This is a genomic window from Paenibacillus sp. MMS20-IR301, from assembly GCF_032302195.1.
Taxonomy (GTDB): Bacteria; Bacillota; Bacilli; order Paenibacillales; family Paenibacillaceae; genus Paenibacillus_AQ.
This window is the reverse complement of sequence record NZ_CP135275.1, coordinates 5924345-5940669: the sequence shown is the minus strand read 5'-3', so window position 1 is coordinate 5940669 and position 16325 is coordinate 5924345. Positions and strand designations below refer to the sequence as shown.

Annotated in this window: 13 protein-coding genes; 1 reads left to right on the top strand and 12 read right to left on the bottom strand. The window is 37.9% G+C overall.

The annotated features are described in order from the left end of the window. Positions 1–138 precede the first annotated feature (138 nt). From LOS79_RS25420 to LOS79_RS25390, 7 genes are all read right to left on the bottom strand, one after another. A complete protein-coding gene (locus LOS79_RS25420; protein ID WP_315413310.1) occupies positions 139–462 on the bottom strand; it encodes a DUF2834 domain-containing protein in 324 nt (107 codons plus the stop codon). Continuing rightward, entirely contained in the window at positions 463–1215 is a 753-nt protein-coding gene (locus tag LOS79_RS25415) for a creatininase family protein (RefSeq protein WP_315413308.1), read from the bottom strand. Between the two features lie 428 nt (positions 1216–1643). Next, positions 1644–1931 (bottom strand): hypothetical protein, encoded by a 288-nt coding sequence (locus LOS79_RS25410; protein WP_315413306.1) that lies wholly within the window; start codon positions 1929–1931, stop codon positions 1644–1646. Positions 1932–1983: 52 nt separating this feature from the next. Further along, positions 1984–4248 (bottom strand): U32 family peptidase, encoded by a 2265-nt coding sequence (locus LOS79_RS25405; protein ID WP_315413305.1) that lies wholly within the window; start codon positions 4246–4248, stop codon positions 1984–1986. 115 nt (positions 4249–4363) lie between these two features. Then, positions 4364–5062 (bottom strand): transglutaminase-like domain-containing protein, encoded by a 699-nt coding sequence (locus tag LOS79_RS25400; protein ID WP_397386813.1) that lies wholly within the window; start codon positions 5060–5062, stop codon positions 4364–4366. 29 nt (positions 5063–5091) lie between these two features. Then, the gene (locus tag LOS79_RS25395; protein WP_315413303.1) at positions 5092–5856 is read right to left on the bottom strand and encodes a helix-turn-helix domain-containing protein; all 765 of its coding nucleotides are present in this window, start codon (positions 5854–5856) and stop codon (positions 5092–5094) included. Between the two features lie 153 nt (positions 5857–6009). Further along, positions 6010–6816, bottom strand: a complete 807-nt coding sequence (locus LOS79_RS25390) for a DNA-binding protein (protein ID WP_315413301.1) — start codon at positions 6814–6816, stop codon at positions 6010–6012. Positions 6817–7031: 215 nt separating this feature from the next. Here LOS79_RS25390 and LOS79_RS25385 point away from each other — a divergent pair, with 215 nt between their 5' ends. Further along, positions 7032–7289: a helix-turn-helix domain-containing protein gene (locus LOS79_RS25385; protein WP_315413300.1), complete on the top strand. Its 258-nt coding sequence runs from the start codon at positions 7032–7034 to the stop codon at positions 7287–7289. A 669-nt stretch (positions 7290–7958) separates the two neighbouring features. Here the strand turns inward: LOS79_RS25385 and LOS79_RS25380 are convergent. The 5 genes from LOS79_RS25380 to LOS79_RS25360 all read right to left on the bottom strand — a co-directional run bounded on the left by LOS79_RS25380 (position 7959) and on the right by LOS79_RS25360 (position 16303). After that, positions 7959–9710 carry an AIPR family protein gene (locus tag LOS79_RS25380; RefSeq protein WP_315413298.1) on the bottom strand — a complete coding sequence of 584 codons (1752 nt, stop codon included), beginning with the start codon at positions 9708–9710 and terminating at the stop codon, positions 7959–7961. A 722-nt stretch (positions 9711–10432) separates the two neighbouring features. After that, positions 10433–10762: a hypothetical protein gene (locus tag LOS79_RS25375; protein ID WP_315413297.1), complete on the bottom strand. Its 330-nt coding sequence runs from the start codon at positions 10760–10762 to the stop codon at positions 10433–10435. A 471-nt stretch (positions 10763–11233) separates the two neighbouring features. Next, positions 11234–13072 carry a DUF4365 domain-containing protein gene (locus LOS79_RS25370; RefSeq protein WP_315413295.1) on the bottom strand — a complete coding sequence of 613 codons (1839 nt, stop codon included), beginning with the start codon at positions 13070–13072 and terminating at the stop codon, positions 11234–11236. 242 nt (positions 13073–13314) lie between these two features. Then, on the bottom strand, positions 13315–15093 hold the full coding sequence (locus LOS79_RS25365; protein ID WP_315413294.1) for an ATP-binding protein: 1779 nt from the start codon (positions 15091–15093) through the stop codon (positions 13315–13317). Further along, entirely contained in the window at positions 15086–16303 is a 1218-nt protein-coding gene (locus LOS79_RS25360; protein WP_315413293.1) for a hypothetical protein, read from the bottom strand. The genes LOS79_RS25365 and LOS79_RS25360 overlap by 8 nt, the downstream gene beginning before the upstream one ends. Positions 16304–16325 lie beyond the last annotated feature (22 nt).

The window sequence follows — 16325 nt, the reverse complement described above, 5'->3', positions numbered from 1 at the left end:
ACATCTCTTAAAAGACTCTCCATTCTTGTTAGAAGGGAGACGACCGCAGCAGCTCAGAAAGGCCACCCCCGGTCATCTTCATAATTATCAGTCAGAAGATGTCTCCTCCAGCTGGGTTATCCGTTCCCAACTTTGATGCTATTTTAGAACGTTTTTCTCCAAATGTAACTGCCTAAGAAACAAAAACAAGGGAAGCCCCAGTGAAGGACCTACCAATAGCGTACCGACAACCGGCAGCCATAAAGTTTTCATTCTCTTTCGGGTGCCTTCTAACAGAATGAATCCCACAAGCACAATCGCGGTAACCAAAACATCCATCCATGCAAAAGCTCCGATACGTGTACTGGTTATGGCCGCAAGTAGGAGATTTAAATCAAGGCCGTTGTGCACGATCCAAGGGATGAATTGCGAATAGGGCAAGACGAGTCCCAAAAAAGATAATATTCCGTAAAAGTACTTCATTTATATCCCTCCAATTTTCCTGAGATAGGCATCTTCGAGATATTCTTTTAATCCATCACACTGACCTTTTATCAGTGTCATCCATAAGATTTTTCCTTTTTCAGCAAGTTCTTCATTACTGTATTGTCCTTTGCTAAACAATCCCCAGTTACCATCCTCTGTGAGCTTGTCCCAGCCAATATAATCGGAATATCGGTTGTTTTCTTCCGGTACTTCAGATCCCATATTTTCTAACTTTAAAAGCTCAGGACATAACCACATTGCCGTACAAACACCGGTTAACCCGCCATGCATTTCATTGCGTCCATCTAACCCTGCTGCTTTCACTGCATTTTCCCACGAACCGTTATATCCGGGGTAAATAACAATGATATCCGGATATTTATAATTCATATGTTTAATAAACGCGTTATACCAATATGCTCCCCCATGCCCTGAACATAAGAGATATTTCTTAAAACCCTGTCTTCTTAAACCCAATATTATATCTTCAAGCATAGCAGTCAAAATATTAGGACTGACAGTAACTGTTCCTTTGAACCCTGCATGTTCTTCTGAGGTATTAAAGGGCAAGACAGGCAATACGTATGCATTTAGTGCTTTACCATACTCATTGGCGTAAAGCTCAGCAATCAAAGTATCAATATGCATTGGCAAATAAGGACCGAATTGCTCTGTAGCCCCGACGGATATGACCACAGTATCAATGCCGCTATCTGATAATTCTGTTGTGGTGTTTGTATAATTTAACATGACTAGCTCCTTCGTTGTTGATCTATGCAACCAGATAGTTCTTAACCATCAGTAAATATTTGGCACATATATCATATTCGTGATCTAGTACTCAGCACCCTTTTTGAAGAGTCTTTTTCTTTGGGCCGTAATTTTTTTTTTAGAAAATACAGAGTTAATTTATGAATTAAAGCTAAAGACAATCATTAACACCTTTACACAAAAAAAACTTACCCTGCGTCTGCCCATGAGCAGTAACGCACAGTAAGTTCCATCAATTATGAATCAGTATTTAAGCTCAATATTCTTCCACATGGTATTCCCATCCTTGTCGTAGCCTGTCATCTCGGTAGCGCTTATCACTTCGCCAGTTTTGACATCAAAGAAAGCGCTCATTCTCAAACTGTCATTCTCACGATTAGGAGAATTCGGCGAGATACCCATAACTCTTAGCAGCAGACGTGTTTTGGAGGAGTTAGGATCAATATGCTTGTTATGTTAAGAAGTAGTGGCTCTTCCTCCGTCAGCTTCTTCGCCTCTGAGTACCCAAGGCGCAGTGCCTCGGTCGCGGTTAGGCTCTTCTTTTCATAGGTTCCCTTGTCCGCTATTGTGGCTGCTGGTTCCTCTGATTTGTTAGAAGAGCCGTCGAAAGGAATATTTCTCATACTGAAGAATAGAACGACCATAATCACAATCAGTGTAATTGAGGATATACCAACATGCTTCTTCTTAAGCAAGGCCGCTTCTCCTTCTTTTTCGGGATGTCTCCATTGAATGGCCTTCTTTTAACTACACAATCTCTTTATTAAAATGTCCTCTTGTATCAGTCTCCTGATTAAAGACAGCATGACTCATTGAGCCATTTAATTTGCCGGAGGCCATACTAATTACGTTCACAACCTGCTCTTTGGATTCAACTGTGAAGTTTAATCGGAATGCCTCAATTCCTTTGATGTTCTGTAGCTCATCTAGAAGATTAAGCGTCTTCCCATTAAGAATAGTCGTTGTACAATCCTCATGGGAAAGGATAGGGAATGTTCCGTGCTCATCCTTTAACTCATAGCTCTTCGTTTCGCAGACTCTGCATTGATTCATTTTTTTCATGGGGCAATATTTCGTAAACATCAAAGGGGCCCTGCCATAAACAATCATTTCCAGTGCAGGATAGCCGTCATTTTCTTCAACATAGGCATTCATTAAATCTTCAATTTGGCTCTTATTCAATTCATGAGATAAAGTAACTCGTTTTGCACCTAATTTATATAATTCATAGCAGCTCGTAGCATTAATAACGTTTAGAGAATAGTCCGTAACAAACGGGTTTGTTTCTTTGTAGTGATGAATCCCGCCATATCCTCCAATTAGCAGCTGCCCTTCTTTTTCCTTATAATCATTCTGATTTCTTCTAACCACATTGTCAAAATAGATTTCCTTAATTCCACAGCTCACGCAGGCATCATACTGTTCCTGATTCGTTACAGAGGCCGTAAGGTATGGCTGTTCAGGGGTAAAGCTTATTTTTTCTTTTGCTTTCACCGCCTTGGTTCTTTTCTGCTGGCTGTTAAGCTTTAAGTCATATAAGCCCAGTACAATATCTCTTCTGGCTGCATTTAACAATTTAGCTGGAATAAACGCATTGCATTCCTCATAATCGACCTGATGAAGTTCGAATATCGTATCATTCAATCTTGAGAATTGCTTGATTACCTGGTCTTTGGTTGTTGGATTATTAATGGCTTCGCCCAGTATTTCCTCGCTTTCATAGGTATAACCAAAGCCTAAGCCCTCCGCCTCTATGAAGAGCTTTGAATCTGGATATGCATATACTCTTATATCTAGATTAAACCGCTTAAATTCTTTTTCCAGTGAGGCTTCTAATTCTTTGTAATAGTAATAATCCTTCGTTTTATATACCAAATCTCCCGTAGACATCTTTTCTGTGATTTTGATATAGCAGACATCTTCTGCTTTGTTGATTAATTCGCCATCTTTGTCGTACAGTTTGGCAACCGTTAAATTAACATCTTCATTGTTGTGACTTATTCGGATGGTATCGTTCTGATTTAAAGGGCGTGAAAGTGTTATTTCATACGTATCTTTAATAATCTTGCTGATGGTTCCAATTTCATAACCAAAGTTATTAGGTTTTACGATGTTTGTAATATTCCTCCTGTCTTCGCGGAACAAATATCCTTTAGTAAATGTCCTGTTGAATGTTTTTTTCAGGTTTTCCTTATCTTCTTCGGTTATTTTATTGTCTAAGGCTTTGCGATATTTGGATACAACATTAGCAACATACGTAGGTGCTTTCATTCGGCCTTCTATTTTCAAAGAATCGATTTCTTTCAGATCCTGGATATAATCGATTGTGTTTAAGTCCTTAGTAGACAAAATATAGCTTTTCCCTAAAGATGTATCTGTTGCCACATCCATTAGTTCATACTCTTTACGGCATGAACCCACACATCTTCCGCGGTTTGCGCATCGGTTGCCGAGTAATCCTGACATTAGACAGTTTCCCGAATAAGATACACATAACGCACCGTGAACGAAAATCTCCAAAGGGATGTCAGCCACTCTTTTGATCTCTTTTACCTTCTCAATCTCCACCTCACGGGACAGAACAACTCTTTTTGCACCAAGCTCTTTAAATAATAAAGTTCCGTCTACATCGTCTATTCCCATTTGAGTGGAACAATGTGCTTCCAGATCAAGAAAGTTGTTAACGATATAATCGAAAGCCGTCAGGTCCTGGACAATAACGCCATCCACCCCGATTTCATTTAATTCTTGTATCTGTTCCTTCATCTCTTCAACTTCGTTTTCGAAAACGATGGTATTCATTGCAACATAGATTTTAACGTCCCTCAGGTGCGCATACGTAACAGCCTCTTTTAACGATTCTACATCAAAATTAGAGGAGTATGCGCGCGCACCAAATTTTTGCATTCCTAAGTATATTGCGTCACACCCATTAGATATTGCAGCTTTTAAAGCTTCCATATTTCCTGCTGGAGCTAATAATTCCGTCATTTCTTCCTCCTTATGATCCATAAGCTACACGCTAGTCAAACTCAGCACCATTGATCATAAAATAAGAACTGCACTTAAGCTACGGCAAAAAGCACAAACCAATGGCTTGCGCTTTTCCACATTTAGCATCAGTTAGCTACCCCTGCCTTATGTGACCGACGTTCCGGTTCATCAGATGCCGGACCACCCTGCTGTAGATTATTTTCTTGAATGGACCGAGCCCTTGCGGATGAGCCTTGAAGAAGGCATCAGGGCTGTCATAAATCCCGAAATCCTGAACGATTCCTTCTTTTTGCACGTAGGTATCATTTTCGTTCCAATAGATATCCGGCTTTTGAAAATTATCGGTTGCAACGCCATACCCGCAGAATGAACCCGTACACTGTTCAAATTTTTGCTGAAGCTTGGTCAAATAGGGAATATCCAGTATAAACCCTTCGATATTCAGCCACTTGTCTTCATATAACACTTCAACCCAGCTATGAATGATCTCCTGGGGAGACCGCTCATAATACCACCCTTTCATGGCCCCCTTCTGCAGCTTCTTATCAATGGCGAATCCATGCATACGGCATGGCACTCCCACAGCCCTTAGCAACGCCATAAAAAGCACACCCTTTGTATTACACTGACCGTAGCCATCCTGTAATACTTCCGATGCCGGAATATCATCCGCCCGGTTATAGCCGAACCGGATTTCGTCACGCACGTAGTTGTATATGCCGAGAATTTGCTCCCTCCTGGGCATCGAATCCCACTGGCGGCTGTGAACAATTTGCTGGATCAACGGGTGAGAATAGTTCAGTAGTTCAGTTTCCTTCAAGTATGCACTCATGGAACACACCTCCTGCACCCATTGTACGGTTAATACAGGCAAGAAACTTTTAAAAAGACGCTATCTTTGCGAATCCCCTTCGCCGTCATTCCCAGCAACTGCTTGCTGGTGGCGGCTAAATGTGACGGACTGTCAAATCCTGCTGCCATGGCCGCATCCGTAATGCTGTGCCCCGCAAAAATGAAGTAGGTTGCCTTCTGCAGCTTGTGCAGCACCATGTACCCGCTAAGCGAAATGCCGGTATTTTCTTTAAAGAGGTGCGACAATCTGCTGCCCGATAAACCAAATTGCCGGGCGTATTGGCTTAAGGAGTGTTCGGAGTCGGTGCAATCTTTGATGCGCTGAATAAACTCTCTTATTCTCGGATCAACAATAGCTGTACTCACCTGTTCTACGCCGAGTAGCGCCATGAGTTGTCCCAGAAAAGAACGATAGCTGTCCGGGTCCTTAACGCCAGCATATTCTTTTTGCACAAATTCGCGAATGCTCTTCATCATGCCTTGCGGAAACACATGAACCTGCTGTCCCTCCAGAACCCGCCTAAAGCTTGCCGCCATCTCAGAGGTGCTATCTATCAGAAGAAGCATCAGCGGGTGTCCCGCCTCTTTTAAGCGATGAACGACGTTCGAATGGATAATGATCCCTGGACAACTCAAGCTTTGCCCCGCTACCTCCATATCAAATTCTCCTGTTAATGAGATCGTCACCTGTAAAAAGGAATGCCGGTGTTCTTCCGCATCAATCGCGTCTGACACCACCATCAAGTGATGCTCCGCTCCATATAAATTCATCATCCCCTAATCACTCCATGTTCATCTCTTTATGGACTAAGTATATCAGCTTAGCTGACGTACCGTTACTGAACTAAATTAACTTCAAGCGATTCCGCTATCTTATGTAAATTCAATAAAGAGAGGTTATTCTCACCACGCTCTTTTTCTTATCCATCACGGTATTAGCCCCTTAATTAACGCCTGAACCTCGCTCACCTGCTCCACCGTTGCCCAATCGCGCAACGATTCGAAGAGCGCCAGACTTCTAGTAGAGTGACTTTCATTCCCCGACCGATAGGCTAGTCTCACAGCTTGCACTATCTGCTCCATTGCTTCCATCATTCTTCCGGCCTGCTTATAATACAGCGCCAAATGATGAGTGAAGCGATAAAAGTGTTCTAGATTTCCCTCATCCTCATATGTGCTGAATTCTGCTGTATGCTCCGCGAACATTATCAGCAACTCGTCCACGTCCAGCCCATACCGCAGCGCAGCCTGCAGAATCACATCCAATCCCGGCAGTACTTCTTCTGGATTCTCTCGCAGAAAAGCAGTATAAGAAGTCAGAACCCCCACCCCGCCAGACAGAAGCTCAAGTGCATATCCGTTCACTTGGGCCAGAAATCGGAATTCCTCTACAACCTCCAGCCCGTCCTCACCTAAATCCTCTAACCATCCCAACTCGGCATATTTATCAATGTATGCCCGTGCTTCTCCATACTCCCGCTTCTCTTGATAAGCCATTCCCCGAGTCAGATAACTGAATCCGTAATAATAAACCAGTGGATGCTCAAGCTCGATTGTTAACAGTGGCGAAGACTTAGCCTTCCGATATTGCTGCTCCTGATACAGGCATTGTACACATTCGTACAAAATCTCCGATGTCTCAATGGCCTTGTCCCATTTCTCCAGTCGGCAAGCCATCTCTATCATCTCCACAATAACATCAAGGTTGAATGATTTCAGAAAGGAAGGGCGCACGGGTAGAGCCTCCTTTAGACTATGAATAATTTTTATTTTATGAAGGTACATTATCTGTGCGGTAAGTTTTGGGTTGAGTAAATTTGAATTATAGAGAAACTACAGAGGAGTGCAGAACAGGTAAGAATATGTATATATTTTACTTTTTGTTGAATACTTTATCTGTTGTGACCATTATATCAGATTGATAATGGACTTAAAAGGGGTTATTTTCCTTGAGCGATCCGTCCAACATCATTAAGCAGATAATCGGAAAAACCGTTAAAGCTATACGTATCAAGCAAGGTCTAAGCCAAGAAGATCTAGCCCATGAATGCAACGTCGACCGATCCTATATTTCCATGATTGAGGTTGGCAGAAACGAGCCTTCTGTCACGAAAATATTTGATCTCTGCCAGGGGCTGAAAATCAAACCGTCTGATTTTTTCAAGCTGATTGAAATAGAGTATGAGAAAGCGCAGGAAAACGAGTGAATATAAATAAGAGCAGGGCATGAAGCTGTTAGCTTATGTTCCGCTCTTATTGTTATTTCGGGGCATATTTTGTGAATTCCCCATAGTTCCCCCAATATAAATTAAGACGCCTCATAGATAGCAATCACAACAATCTATAAATCTCTAATAGTGAATAATTTTCACGCTACAGCAACAACCGAACCACATTTCTCTACAATACGTAACAGCTGTTTGTAACCCCCGCTCACATCCGCACCATATTGAGTCAGCAACTTAACCAATATCAAATCTTTCTTTTCCTGAAGCATCTAGAAATTGTAGATATAAATGTAGATCAGTTAAAAGATATTTTTGAGTAAGTTAATAATAAGGATTTAATTTCTACTAAAAGTCTGACTACTTCACAAACCGTGCTTATTACCTTATTTAGAGAAAACACACGTAAATTCATTACTAATCTTTAGTTTAAACTTGCCCCTACTTGTGATACGGTTCACCGTATTATTCTAACCGCGAGAAAACTACAATCGCGCTTTATAGATTTAAATAAATCCCCTTGAACAAACAGTGATGCGGATATACGCATTTACCACTGTCTACCCAAGGGGATAATATTCACACATCTTATAAAAAACTAGACACTTCTTTTATGAAATGAACACGACTCAGAATTAATTTTTTATATTTCTAGTTAGTCTCAGTCCGACTACTAAATTCTTCAAAATTAATTTTCAAACCTGGAGTTGCCCAAAGAAGTTTTAGTATTGAAGCAGTCTTTTCTTTAAAATCTTTTACTGAATTATTAATAACATCTTTGGTTTTTACACCGTTTTTAACAGCTGGTAACAATGAACTTACAAATGGAAGCGCTGTTTCCAAAGGATGTTCCCATATTAATACAGCCTCCTCAAAGGTTATCTCCTGCTTGAACTTTAAATCGAAGAGATCTCTCAGTGGCTTATTTAATATATTATCCATACTACTTGCTATAGCAGCAAGTAGGACCCAGGTCGAACCTCTAACGGACAAATATTCGTAAATATCTTGCTCTGTAGTACTCAGATTAGTTTTATTCAGTTTAAGATTCTCTTTCTTTTTCTCAATTGCTTGGTATAGTGAATACACGAAAAACATGTGCCTTGCTGTAGTTTTTTCTGAAAATATACTCGAGTACAAAGTATTATTTTCCCATATTTCCTTTTTTCTATTATATGCTGTGTTAGGATCTTGATGAAATGCAGAAAGACATTGGGCTACTAAATCATGAGGAATCAAATTCGAGTATCTTTTAATCTTATCCTCACTTCCACCTCTTCTCCCACCGAGATATACAACACTGCGTATCTCATTAAACTGTCTTCTAAGATTGTCCTGAATCTCATCAGTACTTCTAAAATCAGATGAGGCTACCACATTTTGTTTATTATTAAATTCAATTATATCTCTGAGTATTTTAGGATCATCGCATTTAATAAATCTTACAGAAACCAGTGCATCCTCTCTCGGCCTGTTAAGGACAGATCCTATAGCTCCAGTTGTTTGTGCCCCGTTTACAATTGACATTCCTGTCACTGAAATATTTTTTATAGAAACCTCTTCAAAATTATTAACAAGAATTGTAAGACCATTGTTATAAATCATAAAATTTGAAGGTGTGCTCTCTACTGACCTTTTAATACCGTTATTAATATTATTCTTTTTGTTTAGACTTCCTAAATATCCTCTAATGTTAGACGAGAAAAGGTCATCTTTATATTTTTTATAATTATCAAATAAGAAAGTTAGAGGAATAGCCGTCATATAACTAGTCCAGTTATCTCCCACTATTTGGTAACCTCCATTGGGGGTGCTAATTTCAAAAGGATCATTTACCAATATGGGAACAGATGAAGATTTATACCATCTATTTAGAGTCTCTTTACCTACTTCTAATGAAATTACATTTATATCTTTTGGATTATCAGTATATGACTTTAGGGCGCTCATTAGCGAAAGCTTTACTGCGTTCATTTCATCAGACACATTTTTTGATTCTGGTAAGTTATGAACATACCAAATTTGAATGGTATGTATTTTCCCATCATTAATAGCTTGTCTTAGTTGTATTGATGCGGCTCTTATATCTAACGGCAGATTCTCAATGTCTTCATTAAACAACCATGTCACTGCAGTATTTAAATCGCAAGCTTTATTAGCTGGAGCGGAGTTTCTATCTTTTTGTGAATGATAACCCTGTGCAATTATTGCCAGACCCTCTTCTTCATCTATATATACAAGATCACACTTTTTATCATCATTTCCATCAGTCAAAGCATCAGATGCAACACTTTGAATATCCTCTAACTGTAAACGAAGCTCTAAAGAATATAATAAAAGAGCATTGTCTTTATATTTACTAATTAAATCTTGTCTACCTAAAAAGTTATCCATAAAGACCATATTGTTTCTCCCCCATAACACATCTCATGTAATATTTGGATTATAACACATTATTAAAACTTGAAATTTAGTTATTTATTTACTTTGTGCATTTTGATGCCTTAAACATTACGCGACAGGTAAAGCATTTATGTCGGACCGAGGCAAAAATTGCCCAATGCGTGAAAGCGTATTAAGTGGTGTCTGACTTTGAAGCATATGCTTTGAATTCTATCTATGGATTATAATTAACTTTCATCTCGTTTATGTTCTTCCATTTTTTCAGCAGTTTTTTCCGTGAGAAATTGCGTTAACCTTATTTGTTCGTACTCATCTGCGGAGATTTCTTAGTAATGTTTCTGACACTGACGAACTTCACGATATAGCCTGTTCTAGCCTATTAGCCATATTTTTATGTTAATTATCCTTCATCACAAAGATCAATAACAGGGCGAATATATGGCGAGACGAACTTTTCTACCAAGTTTTTTTGCCGTCACTTTTAGAGTTATCCCCCAATAATCTAGTCGTTTGAAAACTGCTCCACCAACAGTGACACCCGCATCAACTGATACGGGTAGGTGGGCGACTGTGTTCGGTTGTTAATGCTTTACTGCTTCAGAAATGCCTTGTTGAATCCTTAAATAACTGCTACCGACCGAGGGCTCTATGGCCGATAGTGCATTGGGTGTTACGCGTAGTTAATGCCCTTTTCGAATGCACTGTAGTTATTCTTGTTTCAATTAATCCTTTGCAGGCATTATATTTAATCCATCTGGGACATCATTTTTTTGATTTTCATTTTTAAATCTTCCCAATGGCATACTTACTTCTGATATAAACTGCATTAAAAATCCAAGGATAAATTCTTTTTGCAATTCAAACAAATCATGATCAAAGCCGCCATCTTTATTCTTATGTCCCTCGATATCTAAGTAAATCATTCTGTTCTTGTTTGGGTATTTTTCTTGAGCATTCTTAACTAAAGTAAACAAAATTTCCGCCGATTTCTCAAACCCTTCTTTTCTTTTAACTACATGGTAGATTGCAATTCCACGATTGTCTTCTTTCATTCTTCATGTCTCCTTTACTATTAACAGTAATTCAGCATAACGTTCTTGTATTGACGAACTTCATTAATATCTTCAATATCTTCGTAATGGCCTTGTATCCGAAACCAATTGCCCATTCTTCATAATATCATATTTTTAGAAAATAATGGGTGATCACCTAATCAAAAAGAACTACGAACTCCTGAAACATAAGAACTCAGAGGCTCTGCAAATTCTTATGTCACACTCCCCTGCCATATCCAACACCCCGACTTTTCGCCGTCACTTGTGATACGGTTCACCGTAACATAAGTAGGGCGAACGCCGATGTCGGTGCCTGAACTCAAAATAGTATATAATGATGCTTATCGCTTTGCGAAGCTCACCGCTCCCCTTTTAAATACGCGGCAAGGGTTCTGTCGCGTTCCTTCATATTCTAAAGTTCATCTTCTAAAATTCTAATCTATGAAACGACGATTTGAGACAAATTGCCTAAGAAATAGTTACATTTTTTACGCCCCAGATAATTAAATTTTTTCGTTCATTTTCATCCCGTATATGGATTTGAATCTCTTTTGAAGTTGAAAATGATTTAACAAATTGCTTAAACCCGGCTTTGTCTGAGGCATTCGTAGAACCCGTAATTCTGAAATCGTTAAATACGATCGTGAAAAAAACAGATTTTTCTAGTTCCTTTATAATTACTTGTATACTGGAATTTGCATCTACATATGTGTCTGGTATAAAAACATATCGGGCTAACGAAACCTGTTGCAATATTTGCTTAATGGTCTGGACGGCATCTTGTTCTTGCTCGTATACTTTAAATAAATACGGTACTATAGGAGTTTCCACGTCTTCATCCTTTTCTAATATGGCACCGATTCCAACCCAATCCTTTTTTTGAACCTCAAGGTGGTGCTCCTCCCCATCTTCGAAACTAACCATAAATCTCCTTTTCGAAAGCTGCTTTAACAGAATAGGTTTAAAGCTTCTCCACGTCATATCTACAATGATAACATTTTGCTTTTTCTTTCGTTTATCCTTGAAGAGTGTATGTCCATAATCTTTCATCCACATCCCAAAGTAATGTGCCGCTTCAAAATCTTCTCTTCTCTCAACAAGAATCAAAGCTAATCCCGAAATTGCTACATAATTATGTGGATTAATGTCAAGTGATCTCCTAAAATACTTTTCTGCGATATCGTGCCTGCCAAAAAAACGATGAAACTTGCCGACAATCGCTAAGGCTTTAGAACTTGAAGGATCATTTTTGAGAGCTATATTAATATGTCGAAAGGCTTCAGAAAAATTAAACATCTGATCATAACAGAGAGCCAAGTTTATATGAGTCTGTACTGTTTCACTCTGTTCAATTTGTAGGATTCTTAAATAGTATTTAGTCGCTTTCTCTGGATCGTTGTTCATCCACCATGAATATCCCAAATTATTAAGAACAATGAAATTCTCTTCAAGCGAAAGGGCTTTCTCTAAAACCGTAATGGATTCCCTATATTTTCTTAACTGTCCTAAACTTGTTCCTTTTATTACGGTTGCTTCGAAATGGCGAGTATTGTTATTTAATATTTTATCGCAATAACTAATCGCTCTCTTATAATCATTTACATTTTCAGATAAAATAGCACATTTTACGTAAATGCCCTCGGTTCTGAGAAATTTAGATAGAGCGTCATATTTTTCTAGAGCTTTCGCAAATTCAAAATCCTTCTCTAGTTCCTGAGCCTGATCGTATTCTTCTCTAAAAGAGTCGATTGCATCAACGACTTGTCCTCCAATGCCCGGAACCACTTCAAAACCATTCATTAAGCGGAGGGATATCTCACGTGTAAAATCCCCATGCGTTATAACCATATCAAAAATCTCGTCAAAAGATTTATAAGTAAGTTCTCTCTGGAACTCATGCTTCACTTCTCTTTGGCTTGTGCTTGATAACTCTATACCTTTATCTACACAGGCTTTATTGATTTCGGCAACCCATTCCCATAGAAAGCAATTACTCTTCTCTACATATACAACAAAGATAGACCGCGGCTGGTTCATCAGATAATTTAACGTAGTGACGGGTACTGAAAACCCAAAAGTACCACCGTTGCTTACCTTTCCCGTTGAATTACTTTTCAACTGCATATGTATTCGGAAATTAGTCATAGATTGGTTTTTTTTAAGTTCGAGAATTAAGTCAACCCCATAATCACCTCCCGATTCCGTGCGAACCAGATATTTACTCTTAGGGACAAGGAGCTTAAATTTCAGTACACTGTCTTCTTCCTGATCAAATGTTGCCAATCGCGTTGGGAGATTATCACGCATAATTACGTTCTCCTATTCCTAATATTTAATGAGGTACTAACAGATTAAAGTTGTTAGATAATATTTTATTAAAACTCACTCGGACAGCCATCTTCAAACATCTAAGTCGGAAACACCGACTGAGCGTATTTGTCGTATTCAGAGTAGATTATCTCAAAAAAAGAAAGCTATTTAAGAATATCATGAGCCACTAGGTATTATTGGAATAAATAAAGGGATGCATTCGCACCCCTAACTTATAATTACTGTTCTAATAATCCTTCTTCTTTTCTCCAACGCTTAATAATATCTGAAAAGGTTATCTGTTTCCATGATTGCTCCCATTCTTGACTGAATGGAACACTTTGAGATTTCGGCTCTGGCACCGGTTTTTCCATCTTTATAACTGTAGGCATTATTATTGAATCACCTACGACTATACATTCACCCTGCCCAAGATTTGGAAGTATTTCTCCAAGATTCTTTGTACTATCTGGCATAAGGTTTTTTATAAAATTTTGATCATTAGGGTTTGTTAAACGAAGTGAAACAAAATTATTGCACTGCGCTAGTATTGTTTCCGATACTTCAGAAGGCCTTTGACTTACAACCATTAAACTTAACCCGTATTTTCTCCCCTCTTTGGCGATTCGCTCAATAGATTTTTTTGATGAATTATATTCTGCGCCACCGTTACGCGGAATATAGTTGTGGGCTTCTTCGCAAACAATCATTACAGGGATATCATTAAGTAATTCTCTATCATGTTGGATTTTTGAATAATGGAAACTAAAATCAAATACTAATCTTGCGACCAAACTAACTGTTATACTAAGAACCTCGAAGGGTACTCCACTAAGATCAACAATTGTGACATTTGCTTTATTTAGATATCCTAAAAACTGCTTCATGAGTTCTTCAAAATCATTAGTCGAATATAGTTCACCATTCTCTTTGGTAGGATTCAACAAAAAATTCAATCTTTTATCAGTTAGTTTCGTTTCTAATCTGGACAAAAACCGATTAAACTCACCATGAAATGGACCATTAGAAGCTTTGGTCGCAGCGGCTGTAGACTGTGACACAAATTCATATACGTTATTAAAGTAGAACTGTTTACGATCTCTTACCAACGTATTGTCTACTAATTTAGGGCAATTTTCGGTTTCAAGCTTGCTGATCACTTCTCTATTCATGTTTTCGATATAATTAAATACTTCCTTAATATCGAAATAGACAGGCGTATCATATGTAATGTCGTTGATTGTAGGATTATGTTTCTCCTTGTTAAAGATAACGGCATTTTTAAACATTGAAATCTGATTGTGGGAATTATTTTCATTACTCTCTATAAATAATGATTCCAACTCTTCTGAATTCATAAGCCAATAAGGTAATTTCATTTTATCCACGGATAGATTGTTTAATGTGAAATTCTGCTCTTGTGTTAGTGTAAAAGCAGCGGAATATTCAGAGTGTATGTCAAAAATTATAATGTGAGAATTTTTTTGGTCCTCTGAATTTATATTTAACGAATTATTAATACCTACGGCTTCTTGTAGTATTTTTGCAACTGTACATGATTTGCCTGCACCAGTAGAGCCTACAATAGCAATATGTTTCCCAAAAAACTTATCACCATTTACTTTTACTTGAATGTTCTCATTTTGGGACAATACGCCAATAGGAAAATTATATTCTGCACCTGCCCCAAAAATACGATCAAGCATTCCAGAATCTAATATGTATGCCGGTTCAGTTGGAACAGGTAAATTTTTAGTTCCCCTACGGAAATCTCCCTCAACTATACTGCCTATCGGTTGCGTTTCAATTATTAGTTTAATGTCATCCTCAATATTGTAATCAATTGCTTTGATATTATTTATCACGCTCACAATATAATTGCTGTTTCCATCTGCTATTTTTAGATATTGTCCAATTTGTAATTTATCCTTGTTATCTTCAAGGGCCTTTAAATTTTGTATTGTAACAACAATACTATTAGGGGAGCTAGACAATACTTTACCGATTAAATTACTCATACGTGTCCACCATTCCCATAACAAATTTGATTTGATCGATTTCGTTTAGATTTATATGTTCAACATTTACGTCTTGAAAATCAAAGTCAGGCACTATATCTGAAAACAGAAAAAAATCATCACATTTTGTTTCATTTAGTATTCCTATTTCATTCTCATCAAATCGTAGAAGTCGTAATTGAAAGTCAGAATAAAGTTGCTTTCCTAGTCTGGCTCGTACAGGTCCTGTCAGAAATTTATTCTTATCAAAATATTCATCAGTCACTAATCCATCATTATAACTAATATTCTTTTTGTGCAACCTTATTCGAATATCTTTAAAAACCTCCAATGAACAATTAATGCAAATTAATGGTGTTTTATCGTGTACCTCTTTAAAATGATACTTATTCATAAAGTCACATATAAAATTTACTATTTCATCATTGAAATTATTAATAGATTGTTGGGATAAAAACAAGTATCGCAACCTTGAGTTCTTGTCAAGATTTGTTTTTAACTGTTTTCTTTTGGAGGATAATATTTTATCCAATGTTCGTAATGATCGTGTCCATCTTGTGATTGCAGTTTTCCTAATTTGCTGCAAATTTTCTAACATTGATGTTTTCTTAATTACTCTTTGTTGGGCCTCATGAAGTATACTCAGGTCTGCAATCATCTGAATGGCATTAGGATAAAATAAAGTATCAATATCATCTCTTGGTAGGCCATTTCTCTCCAAAGACAACGTAATACGTTCAATAATCACCTGCAGAGAAGCACCAAATTCCAAAGTAAAGCGTTCAAGAAAACCCGGAATATCAACATTTCCATTTATCTTATTGATGATTCTTTGAAACCTCTGATCACGTGATTGGAGTATTGTCTTTATCTGCTCCTCATTTATCTCGAAATTGCTACCCTCTCTTTCGTTTGGGAAATGCGCATAGAGTTTATACTCAATGTCCTTATCTGCGTTATCAAAATAATGTTCCATCATCTGAAGAATAGGTTTGTACACGTTACCTAGGGTAAAAATCTCTTGTTCCTCATGATATTTACACTGTATTGCCCTTGTTGTAAGGGCAGTAGCGACTTCTATATCTTCAATGATACCTTCTATTGAAATAACTGCATCATCTTCATCATTTAAAATTTCTAGTAGTGTCTTATTAAATTGATAAATAAACCCTTGTATTGTATAGTCAGCGCTTCGCGACAAGGTGCCCACAACCTATCTTCCTAATTTTCCA

Bases quoted from the DNA above. Each gene is read 5' to 3' on its own strand.
- LOS79_RS25420 (WP_315413310.1), bottom strand. From the start codon at position 462: ATGAAGTACTTTTACGGAATATTATCTTTTTTGGGACTCGTCTTGCCC.
- LOS79_RS25415 (WP_315413308.1), bottom strand. From the start codon at position 1,215: ATGTTAAATTATACAAACACCACAACAGAATTATCAGATAGCGGCATT.
- LOS79_RS25405 (WP_315413305.1), bottom strand. From the start codon at position 4,248: ATGGATCATAAGGAGGAAGAAATGACGGAATTATTAGCTCCAGCAGGA.
- LOS79_RS25400 (WP_397386813.1), bottom strand. From the start codon at position 5,062: ATGAGTGCATACTTGAAGGAAACTGAACTACTGAACTATTCTCACCCG.
- LOS79_RS25395 (WP_315413303.1), bottom strand. From the start codon at position 5,856: ATGATGAATTTATATGGAGCGGAGCATCACTTGATGGTGGTGTCAGAC.
- LOS79_RS25380 (WP_315413298.1), bottom strand. From the start codon at position 9,710: ATGGTCTTTATGGATAACTTTTTAGGTAGACAAGATTTAATTAGTAAA.
- LOS79_RS25375 (WP_315413297.1), bottom strand. From the start codon at position 10,762: ATGAAAGAAGACAATCGTGGAATTGCAATCTACCATGTAGTTAAAAGA.
- LOS79_RS25370 (WP_315413295.1), bottom strand. From the start codon at position 13,072: ATGCGTGATAATCTCCCAACGCGATTGGCAACATTTGATCAGGAAGAA.
- LOS79_RS25365 (WP_315413294.1), bottom strand. From the start codon at position 15,093: ATGAGTAATTTAATCGGTAAAGTATTGTCTAGCTCCCCTAATAGTATT.